At 41.6% G+C, this 21623-nt stretch carries 24 protein-coding genes; 13 read left to right on the plus strand and 11 right to left on the minus strand.

Features of this window, described 5'->3' with window-relative positions; translation table 11 throughout:
* Positions 1 to 18: 18 nt before the first annotated feature.
* The gene (locus AN389_RS00225; RefSeq protein WP_055018962.1) at positions 19 to 591 is read right to left on the minus strand and encodes a hypothetical protein; all 573 of its coding nucleotides are present in this window, start codon (positions 589 to 591) and stop codon (positions 19 to 21) included.
* A gap of 193 nt (positions 592 to 784) precedes the next feature.
* Here AN389_RS00225 and arfB point away from each other — a divergent pair, with 193 nt between their 5' ends.
* On the plus strand, positions 785 to 1198 hold the full coding sequence (arfB, locus tag AN389_RS00235; RefSeq protein ID WP_055013514.1) for an alternative ribosome rescue aminoacyl-tRNA hydrolase ArfB: 414 nt from the start codon (positions 785 to 787) through the stop codon (positions 1196 to 1198).
* A 78-nt stretch (positions 1199 to 1276) separates the two neighbouring features.
* On the opposite strand, the gene AN389_RS00240 is transcribed toward arfB, so the two are convergent.
* The 5 genes from AN389_RS00240 to AN389_RS00260 form a co-directional block, all read right to left on the minus strand.
* On the minus strand, positions 1277 to 2326 hold the full coding sequence (locus AN389_RS00240; protein ID WP_055013515.1) for a DUF2955 domain-containing protein: 1050 nt from the start codon (positions 2324 to 2326) through the stop codon (positions 1277 to 1279).
* Positions 2327 to 2336: 10 nt separating this feature from the next.
* Positions 2337 to 3401 carry an HlyD family secretion protein gene (locus tag AN389_RS00245; protein WP_055013516.1) on the minus strand — a complete coding sequence of 355 codons (1065 nt, stop codon included), beginning with the start codon at positions 3399 to 3401 and terminating at the stop codon, positions 2337 to 2339.
* Positions 3402 to 3409: 8 nt separating this feature from the next.
* Entirely contained in the window at positions 3410 to 3883 is a 474-nt protein-coding gene (locus AN389_RS00250) for a MarR family transcriptional regulator (protein ID WP_055013517.1), read from the minus strand.
* 120 nt (positions 3884 to 4003) lie between these two features.
* A complete protein-coding gene (locus AN389_RS00255; RefSeq protein ID WP_055013518.1) occupies positions 4004 to 4888 on the minus strand; it encodes a spermidine synthase in 885 nt (294 codons plus the stop codon).
* Positions 4881 to 5504 carry a fused MFS/spermidine synthase gene (locus AN389_RS00260; RefSeq protein ID WP_055018963.1) on the minus strand — a complete coding sequence of 208 codons (624 nt, stop codon included), beginning with the start codon at positions 5502 to 5504 and terminating at the stop codon, positions 4881 to 4883. The genes AN389_RS00255 and AN389_RS00260 overlap by 8 nt, the downstream gene beginning before the upstream one ends.
* A 159-nt stretch (positions 5505 to 5663) precedes the next feature.
* Between AN389_RS00260 and AN389_RS00265 the strand changes: the two genes are divergently transcribed.
* Complete coding sequence (locus tag AN389_RS00265) at positions 5664 to 7745, plus strand: TonB-dependent siderophore receptor (RefSeq protein ID WP_055018964.1); 2082 nt, start codon at positions 5664 to 5666, stop codon at positions 7743 to 7745.
* A 77-nt stretch (positions 7746 to 7822) separates the two neighbouring features.
* Here AN389_RS00265 and AN389_RS00270 read toward each other — a convergent pair whose 3' ends face one another.
* Positions 7823 to 8698: a LysR family transcriptional regulator gene (locus AN389_RS00270; RefSeq protein ID WP_055018965.1), complete on the minus strand. Its 876-nt coding sequence runs from the start codon at positions 8696 to 8698 to the stop codon at positions 7823 to 7825.
* A gap of 107 nt (positions 8699 to 8805) precedes the next feature.
* Here AN389_RS00270 and AN389_RS00275 point away from each other — a divergent pair, with 107 nt between their 5' ends.
* Both AN389_RS00275 and AN389_RS00280 read left to right on the plus strand, forming a co-directional pair.
* A complete protein-coding gene (locus tag AN389_RS00275; RefSeq protein WP_055013522.1) occupies positions 8806 to 9486 on the plus strand; it encodes a hypothetical protein in 681 nt (226 codons plus the stop codon).
* A gap of 134 nt (positions 9487 to 9620) precedes the next feature.
* On the plus strand, positions 9621 to 10595 hold the full coding sequence (locus AN389_RS00280) for a transposase (RefSeq protein WP_055018966.1): 975 nt from the start codon (positions 9621 to 9623) through the stop codon (positions 10593 to 10595).
* A gap of 410 nt (positions 10596 to 11005) precedes the next feature.
* Here the strand turns inward: AN389_RS00280 and AN389_RS00285 are convergent, their stop codons facing one another.
* A complete protein-coding gene (locus AN389_RS00285) occupies positions 11006 to 13087 on the minus strand; it encodes a TonB-dependent hemoglobin/transferrin/lactoferrin family receptor (RefSeq protein ID WP_055018967.1) in 2082 nt (693 codons plus the stop codon).
* Between the two features lie 140 nt (positions 13088 to 13227).
* On the opposite strand from AN389_RS00285, the gene AN389_RS00290 reads away from it, so the two are divergent.
* The 4 genes from AN389_RS00290 to AN389_RS00305 are packed head-to-tail and all read left to right on the plus strand — an operon-like array spanning position 13228 to position 16587.
* Positions 13228 to 14037 (plus strand): hemin ABC transporter substrate-binding protein, encoded by an 810-nt coding sequence (locus AN389_RS00290; protein ID WP_055013525.1) that lies wholly within the window; start codon positions 13228 to 13230, stop codon positions 14035 to 14037.
* Entirely contained in the window at positions 14034 to 15086 is a 1053-nt protein-coding gene (locus AN389_RS00295; RefSeq protein WP_055013526.1) for an iron ABC transporter permease, read from the plus strand. The genes AN389_RS00290 and AN389_RS00295 overlap by 4 nt, the downstream gene beginning before the upstream one ends.
* Complete coding sequence (locus AN389_RS00300) at positions 15083 to 15871, plus strand: heme ABC transporter ATP-binding protein (protein ID WP_055013527.1); 789 nt, start codon at positions 15083 to 15085, stop codon at positions 15869 to 15871. Before AN389_RS00295 ends, AN389_RS00300 begins: the two co-directional genes overlap by 4 nt.
* Complete coding sequence (locus AN389_RS00305) at positions 15868 to 16587, plus strand: HugZ family protein (RefSeq protein WP_055018968.1); 720 nt, start codon at positions 15868 to 15870, stop codon at positions 16585 to 16587. The genes AN389_RS00300 and AN389_RS00305 overlap by 4 nt, the downstream gene beginning before the upstream one ends.
* A 61-nt stretch (positions 16588 to 16648) precedes the next feature.
* On the opposite strand, the gene AN389_RS00310 is transcribed toward AN389_RS00305, so the two are convergent.
* The gene (locus AN389_RS00310; protein ID WP_055018969.1) at positions 16649 to 17581 is read right to left on the minus strand and encodes a ChaN family lipoprotein; all 933 of its coding nucleotides are present in this window, start codon (positions 17579 to 17581) and stop codon (positions 16649 to 16651) included.
* A 176-nt stretch (positions 17582 to 17757) separates the two neighbouring features.
* On the opposite strand from AN389_RS00310, the gene AN389_RS00315 reads away from it, so the two are divergent.
* Genes AN389_RS00315 through AN389_RS00335 form a run of 5 tightly spaced genes read left to right on the plus strand, consistent with a single transcriptional unit; the run spans position 17758 to position 19612 of the window.
* On the plus strand, positions 17758 to 18177 hold the full coding sequence (locus tag AN389_RS00315; RefSeq protein ID WP_055018970.1) for a hypothetical protein: 420 nt from the start codon (positions 17758 to 17760) through the stop codon (positions 18175 to 18177).
* 3 nt (positions 18178 to 18180) lie between these two features.
* Positions 18181 to 18588, plus strand: a complete 408-nt coding sequence (locus AN389_RS00320; RefSeq protein ID WP_055013531.1) for a hypothetical protein — start codon at positions 18181 to 18183, stop codon at positions 18586 to 18588.
* Positions 18589 to 18601: 13 nt separating this feature from the next.
* Entirely contained in the window at positions 18602 to 18781 is a 180-nt protein-coding gene (locus tag AN389_RS00325; protein ID WP_055018971.1) for a hypothetical protein, read from the plus strand.
* Between the two features lie 14 nt (positions 18782 to 18795).
* Positions 18796 to 19296, plus strand: coding sequence for a superoxide dismutase, Ni (gene sodN, locus AN389_RS00330; protein WP_055013533.1), 501 nt, complete (start codon positions 18796 to 18798; stop codon positions 19294 to 19296).
* Between the two features lie 10 nt (positions 19297 to 19306).
* A complete protein-coding gene (locus AN389_RS00335; RefSeq protein WP_268795547.1) occupies positions 19307 to 19612 on the plus strand; it encodes a S24 family peptidase in 306 nt (101 codons plus the stop codon).
* A gap of 76 nt (positions 19613 to 19688) precedes the next feature.
* Here AN389_RS00335 and AN389_RS00340 read toward each other — a convergent pair whose 3' ends face one another.
* Together AN389_RS00340 and AN389_RS00345 are read right to left on the minus strand one after the other, a co-directional pair.
* Positions 19689 to 20900 carry an MFS transporter gene (locus AN389_RS00340; RefSeq protein WP_055017031.1) on the minus strand — a complete coding sequence of 404 codons (1212 nt, stop codon included), beginning with the start codon at positions 20898 to 20900 and terminating at the stop codon, positions 19689 to 19691.
* A gap of 57 nt (positions 20901 to 20957) precedes the next feature.
* Positions 20958 to 21479 carry a carboxymuconolactone decarboxylase family protein gene (locus tag AN389_RS00345; RefSeq protein ID WP_055013536.1) on the minus strand — a complete coding sequence of 174 codons (522 nt, stop codon included), beginning with the start codon at positions 21477 to 21479 and terminating at the stop codon, positions 20958 to 20960.
* Positions 21480 to 21623: the final 144 nt, after the last annotated feature.

Raw genomic sequence — 21623 nt, forward strand, 5'->3', positions numbered from 1 at the left:
TTTAGGTTATTTGTAAAATTATAGTAGTGCAAATATCTTTTGCAGCTGTGGCATGTAATCGCCCACAAGCTCAAGGTTGTTTTCGCTTACTAGTGGGTCAGTAGATTCTTCGGCCGCGCTTGAAGCTTTACCAAACGCACCCATTAGTGAGCTAGCATCACTGCTTTTGGCACTTTTAAGGCTTTGTAGGCCACCCATTACTTTATTTGCTGTTTCTTGGTTTTCAGCTGAAAGGCCCGATTTAAGGTTTTCGATGTAAGCCATAGATACTTCTGAACCCACAGAAACTAATTCTTCAGGCGAAAAACCGTAACGGTTAGTAATATCGGCAAAGCTTTTATATAAGCCTTGTTCTTTAATCATGCTTAATGCGCTATTAGCAAGCGAGCTTTGCTCTTCAACACTTTGCTCGGCAGAGCCACCTAGCATGCTTGCTAAATCAAGGTTTTTTAACGAATCTTGGCTACTAGCCCAGCTAGAAACAGCCGGTAGTGCTTTCATGTAGCTTTGTAATTGGCCTTCGCTAATATCTTCTGCAAGGCTTGAAAAACTCATTGCTAATAAGCTAAGAGATACAAGTATTTTTTTCATGGGGCTTTTCCTATTATTTATTTAACGCTATTTAAAACTAAATGTAAGCGCTTGCCAATACATAACTAAAGTAACAGGTGTATTTAGGTTATAAAGTAGTATAAATACTTTAAAGTGCTGTAACTTAAGCTGATTCAGCACAAATATAGCTACTAATGTTATACTGCATTTTTGTCGATAAGAGCTGAACGTAATGTTAACTATTTCAAATACTGTCACTATAGATGAATGGGAACTAGAGCTAACTGCTATTCGTTCGCAAGGTGCCGGTGGCCAAAACGTTAACAAAGTAGCCAGTGCCATTCATTTGCGCTTTGATATTAACCGCTCAAAGTTACCCGATTTTTACAAAGAACGACTATTAAAGCTAAACGACTCTCGAATCACCAAAGAGGGCGTAGTGGTAATTAAAGCTCAAAGCTTTCGCACCCAAGAGCTAAACCGGGAAGATGCACTAAAGCGTTTAAAAGATTTAATTTTAAGTGCAACTAAAGTAAATAAAGCCCGCCGTGCAACCAAACCAAGCCGCAGCTCTCAGCGAAAACGCATGGATAAAAAAACCAAGCACGGGCAAACCAAAGCCCTGCGCGGCAGCATTAAGTTTTAATTCTAAGTTTAAAAATATATAGCTCACAACATTGAAAATTACGCCTACAGCTTTTATTTAGCCATAGGCGTCAGTGGGTTATTCGTAGGTATGATGACGAGTTGCACTAAAACGGTTTAATATATGATGCATTATGTAAACTGCACATAAGCTTGCCACAATAGCCACTGCTACAGAGCTAAAGCGATACAGCGCGCTGTAAACTAAATCTTGCCCTGGGCCAAGAGAGTTGCCAAACAAAATACCAAAGGTAGTTAGTACGCCAAACCCTATGCCCGGAGCGCCGCCACCTATAATATGAAAGCGGCTAAACACAAACGAAAGCGTCCATAGTATAAGTACCGGAAACAATAAAAAATCGGTGTGGTTATATAATAACACTTGCGCTAACAACGCCGCATTACAGCCAATCAAAGTGCCAACAGCACGCTGCCAACCTGCCATACCTGCGGCTTTCCAGCACAAAGAAAACAATATAAGCACCGAAGATGCCTGCGCCGATATTGAATCTTGCAAATCAAGCACCTGAAATACTACAAACGAAAGCGTAGCGACCGTAGCGCACAGTAGTACCTCATGGCGAATACTCTCTTTTGCCTTTGCAGGTACCGCTCTCACGGCACGCGCGGTTACATCAGGAAAAATACCGTGCATAGCAAAAGCGATAGCCGTAGAGAGTAGGGTTGCCAAACCATTACTTAAAATAAGTGGGTAAACACTACTTGTACCGGTTACATAGCTTGAAAAATGCAACTGAATAGATAACCCCACCACACCTAATGCGCCAAATAAAAAAGCCGCACCTGAGCTCATTTGATAAAACAAAAAGCAAAACGCTAAAAATACAATAATGGTCATTAAAACAGGTAAATGCGAAAACAAGCCCTGCATAATTAACACCATAGGAATACTAATGGCGGCACTGGCTAAAAACTGGCGCACAATGTGTTTATTTAACACAGGCACTAAACCGAGTAGCAACATAGGGTAAACAGTAAAAAATATACCGTATGGCCAGTTCATTAACTTACTAATAGTAAACCCTAAGGTGCAACCGCCGGCTATGCGTAGCGCTTGGCGTAACCCATTTGAGTCTAATTGAGGTGCTTGGCTAACTGCTTGAGTCATACTCCCTCCATCAATAAATGTAGTGTAACCAGCTAATAAACCTAATTTGCGCCGATGCTAACCACTGCCCAATTGTTGACTCTGGCAATAGTTGTACAGTAGCACGTGCGCCACTTGGCATATTTGCAATTAATTTGGCGTTATTTGGCATCACTAAATGAATACGCTGACGCTGTGCATCGCGTACCCAACGATTACTGGTTTCGGTGCTACTTAGCGCGCCATTGGCGTTGAGTTGCCCATCGCTAACACCTGCCTCAAATGTGCTTATATACGCGTTGTAAACCTCACCTGGGCGGCTATCAAATACCACTCGTGCTTGGCTGCCAGGCTTCATATTGAGTAATGATTTTTCTCTAAAATCGGCAACTAGGTCGGCTTTGTTTGCCACAATAGCTAATAGCGGGCTACCGGTTACAGCATATGCGCCGTCAAGAAGTTGTAAGTTAGACACCACACCCGCACTTAGCGCACGTACTTGGGTGTAGGATAAGTTAAGCTCAGCCTGTGCTAATTGGTTTGCAGCGTGGCGAAGCGCTAAATTTTGCGCACCGCTTTCGCCACGGGCAAGTACAGCCTCGGCCAATTGCGCTTCTAATGAGGCGACATTTGATTTACTTGCTTCAAAGTTAGCTTTAATGCTTTCAAGCTCTTGCTCAGAAATAGAGCGTTGCTTATATAATGCTTCGCCACGATTATTGAGTAATTGCTGTTCGTGTAGCTTTGCTTTGGCCGCCGAAATTTGCGCCTCAAGTGCTTTTACGTTGGTATCTAGGCGTTTGTTTTGTAATTTGGCGTCGTCGAGGGCGAGCTGTGCTTGCTCTAGTGCTAATTTATACGGTTTTGGGTCTATTTCAAATAGTACATCGCCCGCTTTTACAGTTTGGTTATTAGCTACTAATACGTTAGTTACACGGCCACTTATTTGCGGTGCTATTTGCACAACAGGGTGATAAACCCGTGCCTGTGGTGTTACCGGCATGAACATGTCGGCCATTAAATAATAAATAAATACAATTACAAAAGCCCCTAATGAGAGCCTTACATAACGTGTAAATTTTTGATCCGGGGTCATTACGTGCTTTACCCTTTAACTTGGTTTTGAATACAGTTTAGTGCGTTTTTTTCTATTTCAACTATGCCTCGCGCGAGTGCGTCGAGCTGCTCAGTGCTTAAACCGCTGTAAAGCTGGCTTTTAATATCAACGAGCTTTTTGTTTAGCGACTGTAAAACAGAGCCGCCTTTATTAGTAAAGTAAATCTTTTTACTGCGTTTATCGTGCTCATCTACTTTACGGGTAATTAATTGCTGCTCTTCTAATTGTTTTAATGTGCGGGTAAGAGAGGGCATTTCTATCCCTAAGCTATTAGCAAGCTCAAGTTGTGTTAATCCTTCGCCATGCATATCAATATGCATGAGGGCGGTCCAACGTGATTGCGTAAGTCCTAAGGGCTCTACTGCGATGGTAACTGCTTCGCGGCATAGCCTATGAACCCGGCCCATATTACCAATTAAGGTTAAATCGAGCGTTTCGTGAAAAGGTTTTTGAGTCGTCATCACCACTCCAAATTAGTTAGCATGCTAAGCATTTTAACATTAGTTAGCGTGCTAAGTAAATGCGAGGTATTTTTCAAAATAAAAAAGCCCCAAAACTGGGGCTAAGTAAATTCTGTACGTTTAAAAATTAAGAAGGTTAGCTGGGGAGTATTGGTCGGTCAGTATTTTGGTGTTAGCAGGCCAGTCTTGGTTGTTTTTGGTGCTTTGCATATAGGTGCTTATTGCTTTTATATCTACATCGTATTTTTTTAAACGTGGCGCAAGGGCTTTAATACGCTTGTTAAGTTGCGCCTGGGTTGGCATAGTTTTAACGCCTGCTAAAATAATACGGTTAGAGCGGTTAGGGCGGCTTACGTTTATAAAGTCACCAAATACGCTATGGTACGTTGCCGACTCGTGCACGTATAACTTGCTGCTCGAAAACGTATTAGCTGCAATAACACCGCCTTCGGCCAGCACGCTTTTAACTTCTTCAAAAAACTCTTTAGTAAGCAAATGCTCTGGAATGTAGTCGCCATTGAATGCATCAAGAATAATCCAGTCGTACTTTTGCTTTTTAATAGCGGCGCGTTTAATAAATATACGGCCGTCTTGGACGCTTGATGTAACGTTGTCGGTTTCTATAAAATTAAAATAATCGCGGGCTACTTTTAAAACGGCTGGGTCTATTTCAACATTATGAATTTTAGCCGCAGGGTAAAGCTCATGAATAACATTAGAAAGTGTCCCGCCACCTAGTCCTATAATAAGCACGTTTTTGGGATTTTCGGTTACTAACAAACTGGCAAAAGTAAGCTTGGTGTAGTTAAAAACCAGTTTGTCGGGGTCGTTTTTATACATGCAGCTTTGGCTGGTTTGGCTACTTTTTGTATTAAATTTTAAGCAGCGTAAGTCACGAGTTTCATCAACAATAATATTGCGATATAAAGAGCGCTCCTCGTGTATTACATTGCTTAGCGCCGCGGTTGAGAACACACTGACAACTAAGAGCAAATATTTAAGCATGAGCCAACTCCTTATTACCTGCCAAGCTATTAATAACTATAGCTAGTACGCCAAGTAAACCAAGCGTAGAAGCAAACGCGCTAATTATAGTATTTACATCAAACGCCACTACAAAGTAAAACGAGGTAATAATAGTGCCAAGAGCACTACCTAGCGTGCTTACAAAATATAAAATACCCGCCACTTGTCCGCTTTTTTCGCTATCGGTAACTAACAAACGCACCGAGTAAGGCGAGATCATGCCTAAAATTACCGTTGGAACAAAAAATAAAGCTGTAGAGGCAAGCAATGAACCATAGCGTGTGTCTTCAATGTGGGTAAAAATAAATTCCATTATTGGTTGCGAAAACAGCGCAATAGGCACCACCATAATACTGGCGGTTAAAAATATTAAACCATACTTTGTAAGCGATGCATTTTTAGTACTGAGCTTACCACCCAGTAAATAACCAAAAGAAAGGCTAAGCATAAATACGGTAATTATACTGCCCCAAATATGCACACTACTGCCAAAAAAAGGCGCTAATATGCGCCCACCTAAAAGCTCAATACCCATAATGCAAAAACCACTGCAAAAGGCTAAAAAGTAAATTAATGCGTTTGTTTTTATGCTCATAAAATTATCGTTATGTAACCTAAATAGAACACCATACTAACGTGATGTATACAAAGCTGCTAATGCAATTTTTAAATTCAAAAAAGTCTTTTTGTTATAAAGTAACACATGCTAAACTTATCGTTATAATATCACATTAGCTTATTCCCTATTATCATCATGAAGTACTCTTTAATTTACTTAGCCTGTTTGGGCATTAGTGCGCAAACACTTGCTCAAGCACAAACCGACGGAATTGAAAAAATATCGGTTACTTATAAACAAGCATACCGTGGCGACATTCCTCAAAAGCAAATGCCGCAATCTATTGTAAGTGTTAGCAGTGCTGCGCTTGATCAAAAAGGCATTACTGAATTACAAGACGCGCTTGATTTTTCGGCGAGTATTTCTCGCAAAAATAACAGCGGTGCATTATGGGATAGCTTTTCTATTCGTGGCCTTTCGGGTAACGAAAACATGCCATCGGGCTATTTAATTAATGGCTTTAGCGGTGGGCGTGGTTTTAGCGGCCCGCGTGATGTATCCAACATTGAATATATAGAGGTTTTAAAAGGCCCGGGTTCAGCACTTTATGGACGCTCAGAGCCCGGCGGTACTGTTAATATTGTGACTAAAAAGCCACAGTTTGATTCTCAAGGTGAGCTAAAACTAAGCTTAGGCAACGACAGCTTTAACCGTATTGAAGGCGATTACACAAGCGGCATTAACGATACCACTGCGTTTAGAATTAATGGCGCGTGGCAAGATAGCGACAGCTACCGCGATGAGGTGTACACCAATAAAAAGGTGATTACGCCGTCTGTTTATCATCAAATAAACGCATCGACCAGTGTAACGTATGAGTTTGAATACGTAGATTTAGCCCAGCTATTTGACCGCGGTGTTGTAGTGCTCGATAACGATTTTAACACCGTACCAAACTCGCGCTATTTAGGTAATCCAAACGATAGCGACACGCAGGTGTATTCGCGCGGTCATCAGATTACATTAAATCATGACATTAACGACGAATGGTCACTTGTTATAGGTGCAAACTATCGCAGCTCTACATTAACGGGGTTTTCGTCGGATGCTGAGCTTTCGCCGTCGCGCCAATCGTTATTTGACGATGGCCGCACACTTACTCGCCAACAGCGCTATCGCGACTACGAAGTAGAAGACACAAGCGTTAAATTTGAAGTTAGCGGCAGTGTAGATACAGCAGGCATTACGCACCACTTATTAATAGGTGCCGATGCATATAAATACGATTTACGTACAGCGCTTTCACGCTACCGTGGCGGTAATGGTACCTATACTGTTGATATTTTTGAGCCAAACTACGATGTTGAACGCCCAGCAGTTAGCTTGCTTTACGAAAACGACGAAGAGCAAAACGCATACGGTATTTATGTTCAAGACCAAATGGATATTACCGACAAATTTAAGCTATTAGTTGGCCTAAGGTTTGACAGCGTTGACCAAGACATTTTAGAAACCAACAGCGGCGTGTTTTCAACCAGCTCTGAAAGCCAAGTAAGCCCGCGCGTTGGCGTAGTATACGAGCTAAGTAATGCATTAACGTTATACAGTAGTTACTCAGAAGGCTTTTTACCACTGAGTGGCACTGATGCAAGCGGCGACCCGTTTGGCTTTGAATACAGCGACTCGTTTGAAGTTGGCGCTAAGTTTGAGTACCTAGGCGTAAACGGTACTGTGGCTATTTTTGACGCGTCTAAAAGTAATATGTTAGTGGCAGACCCTGTAAACGTTGGTTTTTCAGCCCCTATTGGTAAAGCCGATAGCAAAGGGTTTGAGCTTGATTTAAACACCTATATTACTGATGCAACCGCGTTTAACTTATCGTACGCCTATATAGATGCCACCACAGCAAACGACATTATTAATGCCGATTGGGGCGTACCAATTGAAAAAGGCAGCCCGCTGGTTAATGTGCCAAAAAATAACCTAAACCTTACGCTTAGCCATCAAACAGCATTAATGGGCAAAGAGCTAGAGTTTGGCGCAAGTTACCAATACACAAGTAGCCGTTTAGGTGATGCCGCCGATTTAAGTTTTAGGCTACCAAGCTACCAATTAGTAGGCGTGTTTGGCAACGTAAACTTAACCGAGCAAACCGAGCTTAGTATGAGTGTTAATAACATTTTTGATGAAGATTACGCCGAAAGCAGCTACAACGCTTTATGGGTTTACCCAGGTGCGCCAACTCAATTTAAAATGTCGTTAGCGTATAATTTTTAATAGCTAGCAAATTAAAGTTTTCATCCTAAAGCGTCTTAATGTAGTGGTTAAGGCGCTTTATATTTTTAAGCGCTTTTTTATAAAGAATGCATAAGTTTATTAAGCCAACCATCGGCCTTTGAGGGTTTGTATATCATTACAATGCTTTCACTGTAGTGACTGTTAACCCCCTTTACAGTTAATTTTGTAAGCCCTAAATCATCAATCACAAAGTTTGGTAAATACGCCAACGCCAAGCCACTTTGCACAACCTCTATTAACGCACTGTAGTCGCTACATCTAAAAACAATATTGCGCGGGGCTATTTCATCTTGCCAGCCGTCGGAGCCTATACCTTGCTCTAAGCCGCATAACGGTGAAAACAAAGGGCATGCAAAAGCCGTCTGCAGTAATTGGTTTTTACTAAGCGTTAATACCCCTTTTTGAACTAGCTGATGCGAAGCGTGCGCAGCCACACTAAACCCAGTATTAAATACATCAACCGCCACTAAATTACTATGTGAGCTATTATTTAGTGCCTCGCGAGTAACTAGCGCAATATGCGCCGAGCCAGACGCAACTTGGCTTATGGCTTCACCTTCAAATACATTATTAATACGCACCGAGCAGGGCAGGTTACTAAGAGGGGTAAGCAGCTTTTTAAGGCCACTTTTAAGTAACATGGCAGGGCCTGCAATAACCGCATTAAATTTATGATTATCACTTTTAAAACGGCTAGTGAGCTGCTGGTAATTATGAACTAAATCGCTACTGTGCTTAACAAACTCTTTGCCTTTATCATTAAGTACTAAGGTTTTACCCACACGGTTAAACAGCTCTGTGGCTAAATTTGCCTCAACCTTTTTTAGCGTTTTAGACAGCGCTCCTGGGGTAATATTAAAATGTTTAGCGGTTGTATGCAGATTTTGCGAACCCGCCATATGTATTACTTTTTCAATGTCATCTAAATGCATAGCGCCAAGCCGTATTAATTAAAAAGAAACAACTAGCTACTTATTATCGATTATTTATACATAAAAACCAGCTTATAGTAGCGCTATATTTATTTTTGAGCATTAACATGAAATACATACTGCTATTTTTTATTTTATTCTCAAGCTCAGCGCTTGCAAATACACCTCAACAAAACACGCATAACACACACAAAGCCCACAGCTACGTGGGATTTCATGGTATGGCGCTTATATTAGCGGGCGATAAAGTACTGGCTAGCCACATGCCGTTATACGCCCCTCCACACGACTACCAAATTGTGTATGAAGTAACTACAGATGACACCCACTTTAATACAATCAAAAGTGTTTTAAAAAAAGCAGCAAACGAGCAAGGTCAGATCACTATTTTACCCACCAAATTTGATTTGAACTTATTAATAAATAAAAAGACACCCACCTTAAATGTAACTGTATTTAACGGGCATTTTGAGCGCGGTGGCAACGCATTGTTTGCAACAAAGTTAACGTTTAAAAAACCGTTATATGTGAAAAAACTCGCTATAACTAAACCCAAAAAAACAGAGTTTGATTTAATAAAGGTTTCAGCAACGCAAGGCTTGGTAATTCATAAAATACAAAGCAAGCCAAGCTATGACTCAATAAGCTTAGTACCTTTGCGAAATGGTAAATATAACGCAGAGTTAAAGTGTCATACTGCGATAAATACTGCACTTAAAAGTAAGCTAGAGGCCTGTTTTAAAAATGCGCCGAGTTATTTAGAAACCCGAGACTTTACAGTTTTATAAAGTGTAACTATTTAGTAAGTTTAAGATGATGAAGAGCTAAAAGTTTACATTTACAATGACACCCACTGTTAATTTTGTACTTTAGCCATTTAGCAACTAAAATTTATTTAGCTTAATAAACAAACAGGCGCTACATGGCTATTGCAAGAAAACGCCAAATAAGTTTGGCTGATACAAAATACTATCACTGTATTTCGCGCTGTGTACGCAATGCTTATTTATGCGGCGAAGACTCATTAACAGGCAAATCTTACGAACACCGAAGAGGCTGGGTAGAGCAAAAACTATTTAGCCTCGCTAAAATATTTTGTATTGATATTTGCGCTTACGCAGTTATGAGCAATCATACGCATATTGTACTTTATGTGGATGATAAAAAAGCAAATAGGTTAAATGACAAAGCCATAGTGCTGCGCTGGCATAAGCTTTGTAAAGGCACACCACTAACGCAAAAATTTTTACAAGGTGAGGAGCTTAGCAGTACTGAGCGCTATTTTTTAAGCCAAACGGTTATTCAATACAGAGAAAGATTATCTAGCATTAGCTGGTTTATGCGCGTTTTAAACGAACATATTGCCCGAAAAGCTAATAAAGAAGATAAATGCACTGGCCGGTTTTGGGAGGGGCGGTTTAAATCACAAGCTCTTCTTGATGAAGCAGCCCTTGCAGCTTGTATGGCTTACGTTGATTTAAATCCAATTAGGGCAAAAGCGGCTAAAACTCCTGAAATCTCCAACTTTACAAGTGTGCAAAAACGTATTGAGGGCGCTAAAAATTCAAAGCAGCCCAAACAACTTTTAAAGTTTGCAGGTAAACCACGTAAATTTATGCCAAAAGGTTTACCGTTTGAGCTTAAATATTACCTTGAATTAGTTGAACTTACTGGGCGCATCATTCGCGATGATAAACCAGGGTTTATTGAAAGCACCCAACTCCCTTTATTAGAAAGAGTAAACATATCGCCAGAGAATTGGTTAAAACTCACTACTGACTTTACCCGCGTATTTCACGGTGCGGTAGGTAAACCGCAATCACATGTAAGTTATTGCGAACACTTAAATAAAAAGCGACGAGTAAATTATAGTAATTGTAAAAAGCTACTAGCCTAAAGCCTCCTTAATAGTTTAAAACTGCATAGCAGCAGGTTTAAGCATGCTCTTAATTTAGCTAACCACATACCTAACAACACATTTTTAAAATAACCGCCGTAAATGCCTCTAAATAAGCAATTAGCTTATGAGTTTTTAAAGTTGCCTGATTAATTAAGCCAATTTATTTAAAATTATGATGGGTGTCCTTCTAATTTAGTTATGGGTTATTCAGGTGGGTGTCTTATTAAGTTTATAAGCTTAGGTCGTTAACCCAATCAATCGATTGAAAAGTTAAGATGGGTGTCTCCTTATAATTATTCCAGTTAATACCGATAAGTTAAAATGGGTGTCATTTAAAAAAAATAACAAGGCGCTGCAGCTTCACGCAGCATACAGCGCTTGTTGGCATGTAATGCGTTAAACGCTAATTAAAACTCATAGCTTATTTTGGCTGAAAAATTACGCCCAGGTTGGGTGTATTGGCTAAAGTCAGCACTTTGTGATTGCCCTGCAATTAGCTCAAAAGGGACATATTCTTTATCAAGCAAGTTAAGTACGCCTACATTTAACTGCCATGCCTGCCACTCGTAATTTGCGTATAAATCAACAACGCCGTAGCCATGTCCTTGGGTAGTTTTATCGCCGTTTGTATCAAGCACCACATCCGATTGCGATTTAGCTAAACGCCACGCAGCGGTCCAGTTAATATCGCCAAGCTCCGTGCTTAACAATACCGAGCCGTTTAGCGGGCTAATGCTGGTAAGTGGCTGATCGGTTTCTTTATTTTCACCATCAACATAGGCCACGTTTGCCTCTAGTAGTATATTTTCAGCAATATACATGGCAATTCCTGCTTCCACACCGCTTATTTGAGTTTCACTAATGTTTTGATACTGAAACAGCGTTTTGTTTACGCCAGGAATATATGTTGGCTCAACACCCACTACGGCGGTTTCAATAAAGTCATCGTATGCTGCATAAAAAGCACTTAAATTTACGCTAATATCGCTGCTGGCGTATCTTAACCCAAGTTCAAATGAGTCGCTGCTTTCAGGGTCTAAATCAGCGTTTGGTAATATTTGATAAAACGGTTCAACACCATGGCTTTGATAGGCTTGGTCGTGTGGCGGTATTTTAAAGCCTCGTACGTATTGCCCGTACCACGATAAGTTATCATCCACTTGGTAAATAACACCTAGTTTAGGCGAAAAAGCAGATTCGGTAATATCATCAAGCTGTGCATCCAAGTATAGCTCATCATTTTTAGCCTCTAGGGTGTAGTAATCATATCGCACACCTGCAATAACCGACCACGCACTGTTTTTAAACGACATACTATCTTGTACGTAGGCTCCTATTAAAGAGGTATCAGCCCCCGGGAATGCTTTTTGTTTTTGGTCTGTAAAATCAACCGTGCCATCAGCTAAAACACGGGTTTTAAAACGTGGGCGGGTGGTGTCGTATAAGTCTATATCAATCCCATATACCACTTCGTGATCGGTGGTTTCTCCTTTAAGTCCTTTATTAAATACCGCTTTTAAACCTAAAATATTTTGCTCAAAACGATAGTCGTTATAATCGGTGTAGGTGCTTGCACCGCTAATTTGGTCGCTTTGTTGCTCGTAACTACTGTAAGACACTTGCCCGTGCCATTTATCAAACGCCGCTGTTGCTACCTCTGAGTAGTAATCTAGCGCTAGTGACCAATTAGTGTCGTCTTCTTCGGTTTCTTGAACGGCGGGAGTAATTACTTGCTCAGTTGTTTGGTTAAAGTAATCAAGGGTGTATTTAACTGTGCGTTTTTCATCAAGCTGTTGCTCAAATTTAACTAATAAAGCGTCCGATTTCGCATCGTAGCCAGGTAAGTTTTCATCATAGTTTTGTACTTCTTCGCTGTCGCGGTGGCTATAAACGGCGCTTACAGCAAAGTCGCCTAAATCTTTTGCAGCGGTAATATCGGCGGCAACTTGGTTGCTTTGACCTTGATACCCAAGTGCCATTTTTACAAAGCTGCTGTTATCTTTTAAATAATCGCTTGGATCTTTGGTGGTTATAACCACAATGCCACCCAGTGCATCAGAGCCATACAAAGACGATGCTGCACCTTTGGCTACTTCTACTTGTTTTACGCCTGCAACATCAAAGTAATTGCGGCCAACTAAATACCCCCCTCCACCTGCGTAGCCATCGTTAGTGCGTCGGCCATCTTTTATAAATACAACACGGTTACCACCAACACCACGCACGGTAAGTGTTTGCGCGCCTGCGCCACTGCCTGTGGTTGCAATGCTAGGATCGTATTTAAACATGGTTTGTAAATCTACTGCTAGCTGGTGCTCTATGTCTTGTTCGGTAATAACCGTTACTGAGCCTGTTACATCTTTAAGCTTTTGTTCAAAGCGCGAGCCACTTACAACAATATGGTCGTCAATTATGTTTTCGGCAAATGCAGCACCCGAGCCAAGTAATAAGGTTGCTATAGCAGTAAATTTAAATGCAGAGGGATTCATTTCAACTCCAAATGATAATAGTTATTATTTATGGCGGAGATGTTACAACTAAGTCAAATTGAGATCAATTAATTATGATAATCATTTTCATTTAGGTTTAATTGATTATAATAGCCGAAAAATAAAAACCGGAGTATGTAATGAAATACCTATTTATAGTGTTTGCTTTAATGGCCCAACCTGCACTTGCGCAAGAACGCGTTATTAGCGCGGGCGGCACCCTAACTGAAATAATTTATGCGCTAGGCCAACAAAATGACCTTGTAGCGGTTGATCAATCTAGCATGTACCCGCAACAAGCTACGCAGTTACCGCAGGTGGGTTATTATCGCGATTTAGCAGCAGAAGGCGTACTTTCTATGCGCCCAACCACCTTATTAGCGCTTGAAGGGGCAGGGCGAAGCCAAGCACTTAAGCAAATTGAGGCAACAGGGGTTAAGCTCATTCATTATAAAAAGCCTACTTCTGTTAACGAGCTACTTGCGCTAATTAAACGCTTGGGTGACGATTTAAACGCCCAGCAAAAAGCACAGTCACTTATTACTCAAATTAAAAAATCGCTGCCCAAAAAGGCAAAACAGCAAACGCACAGTGCGCTATTTTTACTCTCAGCTAATGAGCGCGGGCTTGTTGCCGCCGGGCAAGAAACCGTGCCTAATTTATTATTTAGCTACGCAGGCATTACTAATATAGGCGCTACGCATTCAGGATTTAAAGCAATTAACACTGAGATACTGGCTGTAAATCAGCCCGATTTTTTAGTCGCCCCAGCCCACGTTGTACACAGCCTTGGCGGTAAGCAGGCCTTTTGTGAGCAGCCTACTCTACGTTTATTAAAAGCGGCGCAAAGCTGTAATTTACTTGTAATGAATAGCCTGCTTTCGCTTGGCATGTCGCCGCGCATTGCCACAGCAATTAATGCGCTTAGCGAGTATAAAGCTAACTTATGAACACCCTAACATTGAGCCACTTTAGGCCTGTAACTCTTAGTCCAACCCATAAATGGATGCTATTTTCATCTGTTTGTATTTTTGCTTTGGCGCTACTAAGCATAGGGTACGGGCCTGCCGGATGGGATTGGCGTTTAGCCATTGCGTGGCTGGCACCCGAGTACTTTAACCAGTTTGATGCGCTACAAATTAATGTGGTTATGCAAATACGTTTGCCACGCTTTATGCTTGCTGTACTTGTCGGGTTGGTGCTTGCCCAAACAGGCGCGTCAACGCAAGCACTGTGCCGCAACCCATTGGCCGACCCATCTATTATTGGCATTAGTGCGGGTGCGGCCATGGTTGCAGTAGCATTTATTGCACTTAGCGCGCAGTTTAGTTTTAACGCGCAGTTGTATTTACCTTATGCCTCGTTTTTGGGGGCGCTTGGGGTAACCTCGCTGGTATATTTTATTGCCAAGCAACAAGGGCAAATTAATATCACCACACTTATATTAGTGGGAGTGGCTATTAACGCATTAGCCTTTGCGGTTATTGGGCTATTGAGCTTTTTTGCTGACGACAGCGCACTACGATTAATAAATTACTGGACCATGGGCTCGTTAGGCGGAGCAAGCTGGGGCACTATTATTCAAGCTGCGCCTTTGCTGCTTATTAGTCTTATTGGCCTGTGGCGCTTAAAAGAGCCCATGAACTTACTCCTAATTGGCGAATCCCAAGCTCAGTACCTAGGAGTAGACACCAATAAACTTAAATTATATGTCATTATACTTGTTGCATTAGGTGTTGGTGCAGTCGTGGCGCTTACCGGCTTAATAGGGTTTGTTGGTTTAGTCGTCCCGCATATTGCCCGCCTAATGGTGGGGCCGCATTTACGTAATATGCTGCCGCTTTGTATGTTAATTGGCATAGTAGTATTGCTACTTTCAGACTGGTTAGCACGCTTAGTCGTTATGCCTGCAGAGCTACCTATTGGCATTATTACTGCGCTTTTAGGTGCGCCATTGTTTATTTATTTAATCGTTAAAAATAAGCGAGGTTGGTCATGATCGCGTTTAGTAATCTAAGCGTTGGCTTTGGCAACCATAGCGTTTTAAACACCATTAATGGCAGTGCTGAACAAGGCCAACTTGTCGCATTACTTGGTGAAAATGGCGCGGGTAAGTCTACTTTGCTACATACCTTAGCGGGTATGCATGCCTTTACAGGTAGTGTACTTTTTAATAATAAGCCGCTGGCCACTCACGCTAAAAAAAGCCTAGCTACACAGCGCGCAGTAATGATGCAAGCTAACCATGTAGGGTTTGATTTTACCGTATTTGAGCTTATTGCTATGGGCCGCTACCCGTATGTAGAGTCATTAAAAATGCAAAGCGAAAAAGTACATAAGTACGCCGCTATTATGGATTTAAGTAATTACTTAACTCGCCGCGTAAGTGCGCTTTCGGGCGGCGAGCAACAACGTGTGCATATGGCGCGCACTTTAGCGCAACTAAACGCCTTCACACAATCGGCCGAGCCAAAACTCATGCTGCTCGACGAGCCTACATCCGCACTTGATATGCGCCATCAGCATGCTTTGCTCAGCTGCGTTAAAGCATTTGTAGAGCAAGGTAACAGCGCTATTATAGCAATACACGATCTAAATTTGGCCAGCCTGTATGCAACCGACGCTATTTTACTGCACAACAAAAAAGTGCTGCAAAGCGGGCCTATAAACACTGTACTAACTGAACAAAACTTACAACAAATGTACGCCATGAAACTGCACGTAAATCCTCATCCTTATAACGATGCACCCATGGTTTTTTCTCAACGTCAGGAGTTTTTATGAGAGAGCAAGCATTAAACGATGCACGCACCTTGGTTTACAAAACCAATGCCGGTGTTATGTCGACTATTTCTAATAATTTACGCGGCTACCCGTTTGGCTCAGTAACTCCCTATATGTGCGACGAGCAAGGCCGGGTTTACTTTTTTATTAGCGATATAGCCCAGCACACTAAAAACCTAAAACACGACTCTCGTATGAGCCTAACTATTTTTGATGCCGCCGCCAGTGGCGATCAAAACGAGCACGGGCGAGTAACGCTTGTAGGCGATGGCTCTATTGTGCCAAGTGAGCAAGCACACACTTTGCTTAATAACTATATTGCCCTATACCCCGAAGCCGCTAGCTATCGCAACGCGCACGACTTTCAATTATGGCAATTAGACGTAGTACGAGTGCGTTACATTGGCGGATTTGGCAAAATATTTTGGCTTGAACAAGCCGAGTGGCAGGGCGAGGCAAAAGCCTGGGACGAAAGCCAGCAGCAAAGCATGATTAACCACATGAACGACGATCATCAAGATGCTATGTCGCTCATATTAATGCAGCACCACAGCGTTGCTGATAACACCCCAATAATGAGCGGCCTATTACCCACAGGCTTTTATATACAAAGCCAAAAGCGTAACTACTTTATTAACTTTAAAGCCTTGTGCAACAGCCCGTTAGAGGTTCGTAAAGCATTGGTTGAGTTAACTAACCAAGCCCGCAATAACTAAATATATGACGACATAGTTAACCTGAGCCCTAGCTAAAAGATTCACTAACTATGTCGTTATTTTATAAGCAAACTGTTTGCTCGCCGCGTTTAGCTAACGCTTTAAAAGCCGCTTGTTGATGCTGTTTTTGCACATAACGAGGTGGCAAAGCGTTAACCTGCAACTGATACCCTGTTTGATTAGCTTGCACACTTGTTACCGGTGATATCCAAACAACATTGAGCGATGGTGCTAACCGCTTAATAACACGCGCTATACCTTCACCATTTTTCACATGAAAATCGCCCGCTATATGCATTACCCGCGTACCGTTATGATTATTCAAATAGTTAACAATAGACTCAGCTATGGTTTCATCCCAGGTAACTTGCGCAGCATAATAGTTTTCGTTTTGACTCGCCGTGCCGTGATGCATTGATGCCATAAAGCGTTGTTTATAATCACTGGGGGAGGTATCAATAGTGCTGGCAATATAACTTTGCTGTGTTTCATCAAGTTTATTTAGGTAACTTCCCCCTTGCCTGCCAATACAGGTAACAATATTTTTTGGTGCATTTGCTGCTATTACATCGCTATTGTTCGCTTTAGCCAGCTCTATAAGTGGCCGATAATCGCTTTTGTAATTGGGCCACGCTTGCGTGTTATCAATTAAATATTGCTCGCCAATTTCACCCTTAACGTACTGATTTAAAATAGGCTGATCAGCACGGCTAAATTGCTCAAGCGACAGGGCTGTGCGTTTATTACTTTTGCTTAATTGCTCAAATAACGCAGCCTGAAATAAATGCACGCCCGGGTGCGTATGCCATTCACCTACTAAAATCACATCGGCATTTAAAAGTGTTGGCTCTAATAATACAGAGCTAACAGGTTTTGCTTGTGAATTGTAAAGTGCTGAAAAATATAATGATGAGCTGTTATCAGGCGGCAAAGTGGTTGTACTACAACCGCCCAAACCAGTCACTAACGCCAGAGCTAACATAGACTTTTTCATACGCACTTCACACACCCATTAATACAAATAATTATCAATATCATATATTTATAATGCGCTTTATACCACCCCAATAAAACATAAACCCAAATAAATACAAATAAAAACAATTATCATTTGATCTATTTGTATTTCTACTTTACAGTTTTAGCAAGTAAATAAATGAGGAACATATTATGGTTTTGCCATTTCTGTGCGCTAGGCATAAACAACATGTTTTATGCCAACCTGAGCAAGCACTTATAGATATTAAAACCGCACAATTAAGTGGTGAGGCATTATTTAAACAAACCCAGTTTGCACAGGCATTACCGCATTTAGGTAGTGCGCTAGAAAGCGTTACGTTACTAACGCAAATGCATAATTACGCCGATAAAACGCAGCTTATCCAAATAACCTCACTTACAGAGCGCCTGTATGCCACGCTGTATTTTTTAGGCGAAAAACACGCTGCCCATAACGCCCTAGCACAATCAATTAGCCTGCTATACGACCTTTTTTATTGTGACGACAAACTCAGTGATTTTGTTTTTGCATGTATTGCGCAACTTAAAAAGCTCGCATTACAACACCCACAACACCTTACAGAGCACTAATATATGCACAATTTAAGCGAGTACCAGCAATGGCAAAGCTATACAAAAGTAGGTAACGAATGCTTTAACAATGGCAATATTAAAAGTGCTAAAAGCCACTACCAAGTTGCTTTGTCGTTATCTAATAACTTGTTAAGCGCACACCCAACAGATAAAGCCGCTGTATGTGCCATGTTGGTCGCTCATCATAATTTAGCAACGTTACTCGCGCAGCAAACGCAATGTGGCTCAGCCTACAGTTTATTAAAACAAGCCCAACACCGCCTAGAAAAACAGCTTAGCAATAGCCATAAGCACAACGACTTATCGGCTTTATTGTGGGGGCTAAGTAAAAACCGCAGTGAGCTTATGGTGTTTGTTAAAACGCATTCATTTACACCCGTATCGTTTGCAACACAGAGTCTTAATTAAAGGAGATAAACACATGAAAAACTTACTCGTTATTTTTATAGCCATGGTGAGCTTACCGCTTTTTGCCCACGAAGGTCACGACCACGCGCATTGGTCTGCTGCGTACTTACACTTACTATTTTATGGCGCCATTATAGCCGTAGTAGCCGCTTTTTCGTTTTCGTTTTACAAACGTGCCAAGCGCAATAAATAATAAGGAAACGCAGTATGCTTTACTCATTTATTAACAGCCTAGATAAACTTTTAAAATTTAAAAGTGCAGCAGCACATTGCGATATTCCTTGCAAAATATACGACCCAAGCACTGCACAAATTGCAGCATTAAGCGTAATTAGATTTATAGACATTATTAACGAATTAGAACAACCGCTATCAGTAGCAAATACTGCACAACTTGCGCGGTTAGTGCGCGAAAAAGAAATTCATGCTTCTAAAGTAAAAGAAGAAGTACGCGTAATTTGGGGCGACTACTTTAAACAGCCTCAGTTTGATCAGTTTCCTGATACGCATGCATTAGTGCATTCAATTATGCTCACTGCATCAAAGTGTAAACAACATATAGATCGCGAACACGCTGAGCAATTACTCGCACTAGTAAATCAATTTGCAGACTCGTTTTGGCAAACCAAAGGCATTGCAACCTATCAAGCAAAAAGCCCATACCCGCCAAGCGAGCACGTGGTCTACCCAGACCTAAAAAGCGCCTAGCTCTCACGTTGTGTTAAAGTGCAACATAAGCAAAGTAAGGGGGCAGAGTATGTCTCCTACTTTTTTTGATTTAGATTATGTACTAAGTATGTGCTGGCCAAATATAAACTACCAACTAGGTGATGTAGTACTGGTAGAGCACCCAAAGTATGGCCGCATCATCAAACGTATTTGCCATATAGGACTGCATAATACCTACTTATTAAGCGGCGACCATGCCAGTAGCACAAGTACAAAAGAGCTTGGTTTAATCAAGCAAGGGAATATTTTAGGCCGCGTTATATTTCATATAAAACAGCCTCGCTACAAAAATTAAAAGTAAGGCTACTTTGCCAGCAGCTTAATAAACTTTAGCTTGCTTATATAAGCGGCTTGTAGGGCGGTTAGTGTGTTTAGGCTTGGTATTTTTTGGTAAATATCAAAACAATAACGGCCAGTAATAAAGGCACAAACGATGCCCATAAAACGGTGTGCCAACCGTAGGCACTTAATAACCCACCCGATGAAAAAGAGCCCACCGCCATTAAGCCAAACACAATAAAATCACTAAACGATTGAGCACGGTTTTTTTCTTCTGGCTTGTGCGTTTCGAGCACTAATGCTGATGCCCCTAAAAAGCCAAAGTTCCAACCTATGCCTAACAAAATTAACAGCGCGTAAAAGTGATATACACCTTCACCTAAAAAGCCTATAGCTGCTGAAATTGCAGTTAAACTAATACCAAAAACAGAAATACGAGCAGCCCCAAAACGTGCAATGAGCTTACCGGTAAAAAAGCTAGGTGCATACATAGCAATAACATGCCACTGCATTCCTAAGTTTGCTGACTCTTGGCTATGTCCGTGCATATGCATTGCCAAAGGGGCCGATGTCATCAAAAAGTTCATCACCATATACGATGCTGCACCACAAATAACCGCGCTTATAAATCGTGGTTGCAAAGCTATTGTGCTCAATGACCTTCCTGAATATGCTTGATTTGCTAAAGGCTTAGCCAATTTAACGCCAAACAAAATAACACCAGCGAGAGCCGCGACAATGGCTTGCGCTATAAATGTGGCAGCAAACATTTTGTCTGACCATAGGTGCATGGTATGCGTAACTAACTGAGAGCCAATAACACCTGCAGCTACGCCACCTGCCATTACCATAGAAAGCGCTTGCGGGCGTTTATTTTCGGGCACGCCATCGGTTGCAGCAAACCGAAATGATAAGGCCACTGCCGCATAAGCGCCGCCCAATAGCGCAGATAAACAGTACAGCCAAAAACTGTCTATATACAACGCAATAGCCGCTAATAGTCCGGTTAAAACTCCCGCGCCAGTTCCGGCCATAAAGGCTGCACGGCGGCCATATTTTCGTGCTAATTCACCGGCGGGTAAAACACACAACGCCATGCCCAAAACAAAAATAGAAACAGGTAAAGTGGCTAAAAGTGCAGTAGGAGCAAGCAAACTGCCCACTACCGCACCTGTTGCATATAGCACAACGCTATTAGCCCCAGAAAGTGCCTGGGCTAACATTAAACGCCATAAGTTAGCTGTTTGAACTTGAGGGTCGCTCGGCTCAAGCCTATCTGAGTCTATAGCGTTTAATTTTTGCATGATTTCACTTTCCTAAAAGTATGTAAGGGGCTAAAAAGAGAGTTGTAGTTGAGGTATTTAAATGTCTAACGCCACTAAAAAGCGCGATACCATGTTATAAGCAGCCACAGTTGCTACCGCTTCTACAGTTTGCGTTTCGCCAAATAGTGCTTTTAATCGTTCAATAACGTCGCTATCAACATTTACTTTAGTGGTTGACTGCTCAGTAAGTTCAAGCAAAGCCAGCTCCTGCTCAGAGAATAACTCAGCATTTACTACCACACTTTTAAGTGCAGTGGCTTTTTCATCGCTACCGCCAGCTTGTATGTATGCTGGGTAGTGCACATTCCATTCAAAATCGGCTTTGTTTAATACCGCCACACGCAGCATAATAAGTTCGCGGTACTCAAGCGATAAACCAAAGTTTGCTCTAACGCGCCCTAGCAACTCATTCCAGCCTTTAGCTAAAGGAAAGCTTTTTAGTAGTACTCTATCTATACCTATTAATTCACCGTTTGGACGACGACCTTGCATTTCGGCGAGTAGTTCGGCTGGGGCTTGCTCGCCATCTTGCCATGGCGATACTCTTACTTGTGACATAATATTTACTCCTAATTAAACGCCACTTTAGTCATTTAAGTGGCTAACTTGGAGCGAAAGCTTACGGGGAATGAACGTGGTTAACCACAGAGATTATCTTTTAATATGGTAAACATTTTCTTTACTGTTATGAGTTATAAAAGT

The organism is Pseudoalteromonas sp. P1-7a (assembly GCF_001401855.1).
GTDB lineage: Bacteria > Pseudomonadota > Gammaproteobacteria > Enterobacterales > Alteromonadaceae > Pseudoalteromonas.

Coding starts and splice junctions, on each gene's coding strand:
- AN389_RS00290 (WP_055013525.1), top strand. CDS start 13,228: ATGAAATACCTATTTATAGTGTTTGCTTTAATGGCCCAACCTGCACTT.
- AN389_RS00225 (WP_055018962.1), bottom strand. CDS start 591: ATGAAAAAAATACTTGTATCTCTTAGCTTATTAGCAATGAGTTTTTCA.
- AN389_RS00245 (WP_055013516.1), bottom strand. CDS start 3,401: ATGACCCCGGATCAAAAATTTACACGTTATGTAAGGCTCTCATTAGGG.
- sodN (WP_055013533.1), top strand. CDS start 18,796: ATGCTTTACTCATTTATTAACAGCCTAGATAAACTTTTAAAATTTAAA.
- AN389_RS00285 (WP_055018967.1), bottom strand. CDS start 13,087: ATGAATCCCTCTGCATTTAAATTTACTGCTATAGCAACCTTATTACTT.
- AN389_RS00305 (WP_055018968.1), top strand. CDS start 15,868: ATGAGAGAGCAAGCATTAAACGATGCACGCACCTTGGTTTACAAAACC.
- AN389_RS00295 (WP_055013526.1), top strand. CDS start 14,034: ATGAACACCCTAACATTGAGCCACTTTAGGCCTGTAACTCTTAGTCCA.
- AN389_RS00310 (WP_055018969.1), bottom strand. CDS start 17,581: ATGAAAAAGTCTATGTTAGCTCTGGCGTTAGTGACTGGTTTGGGCGGT.
- AN389_RS00340 (WP_055017031.1), bottom strand. CDS start 20,900: ATGCAAAAATTAAACGCTATAGACTCAGATAGGCTTGAGCCGAGCGAC.
- AN389_RS00320 (WP_055013531.1), top strand. CDS start 18,181: ATGCACAATTTAAGCGAGTACCAGCAATGGCAAAGCTATACAAAAGTA.
- AN389_RS00260 (WP_055018963.1), bottom strand. CDS start 5,504: ATGAGCATAAAAACAAACGCATTAATTTACTTTTTAGCCTTTTGCAGT.
- AN389_RS00325 (WP_055018971.1), top strand. CDS start 18,602: ATGAAAAACTTACTCGTTATTTTTATAGCCATGGTGAGCTTACCGCTT.
- AN389_RS00250 (WP_055013517.1), bottom strand. CDS start 3,883: ATGACGACTCAAAAACCTTTTCACGAAACGCTCGATTTAACCTTAATT.
- arfB (WP_055013514.1), top strand. CDS start 785: ATGTTAACTATTTCAAATACTGTCACTATAGATGAATGGGAACTAGAG.
- AN389_RS00265 (WP_055018964.1), top strand. CDS start 5,664: ATGAAGTACTCTTTAATTTACTTAGCCTGTTTGGGCATTAGTGCGCAA.
- AN389_RS00255 (WP_055013518.1), bottom strand. CDS start 4,888: ATGCTTAAATATTTGCTCTTAGTTGTCAGTGTGTTCTCAACCGCGGCG.
- AN389_RS00240 (WP_055013515.1), bottom strand. CDS start 2,326: ATGACTCAAGCAGTTAGCCAAGCACCTCAATTAGACTCAAATGGGTTA.
- AN389_RS00275 (WP_055013522.1), top strand. CDS start 8,806: ATGAAATACATACTGCTATTTTTTATTTTATTCTCAAGCTCAGCGCTT.
- AN389_RS00315 (WP_055018970.1), top strand. CDS start 17,758: ATGGTTTTGCCATTTCTGTGCGCTAGGCATAAACAACATGTTTTATGC.
- AN389_RS00300 (WP_055013527.1), top strand. CDS start 15,083: ATGATCGCGTTTAGTAATCTAAGCGTTGGCTTTGGCAACCATAGCGTT.
- AN389_RS00345 (WP_055013536.1), bottom strand. CDS start 21,479: ATGTCACAAGTAAGAGTATCGCCATGGCAAGATGGCGAGCAAGCCCCA.
- AN389_RS00280 (WP_055018966.1), top strand. CDS start 9,621: ATGGCTATTGCAAGAAAACGCCAAATAAGTTTGGCTGATACAAAATAC.
- AN389_RS00270 (WP_055018965.1), bottom strand. CDS start 8,698: ATGCATTTAGATGACATTGAAAAAGTAATACATATGGCGGGTTCGCAA.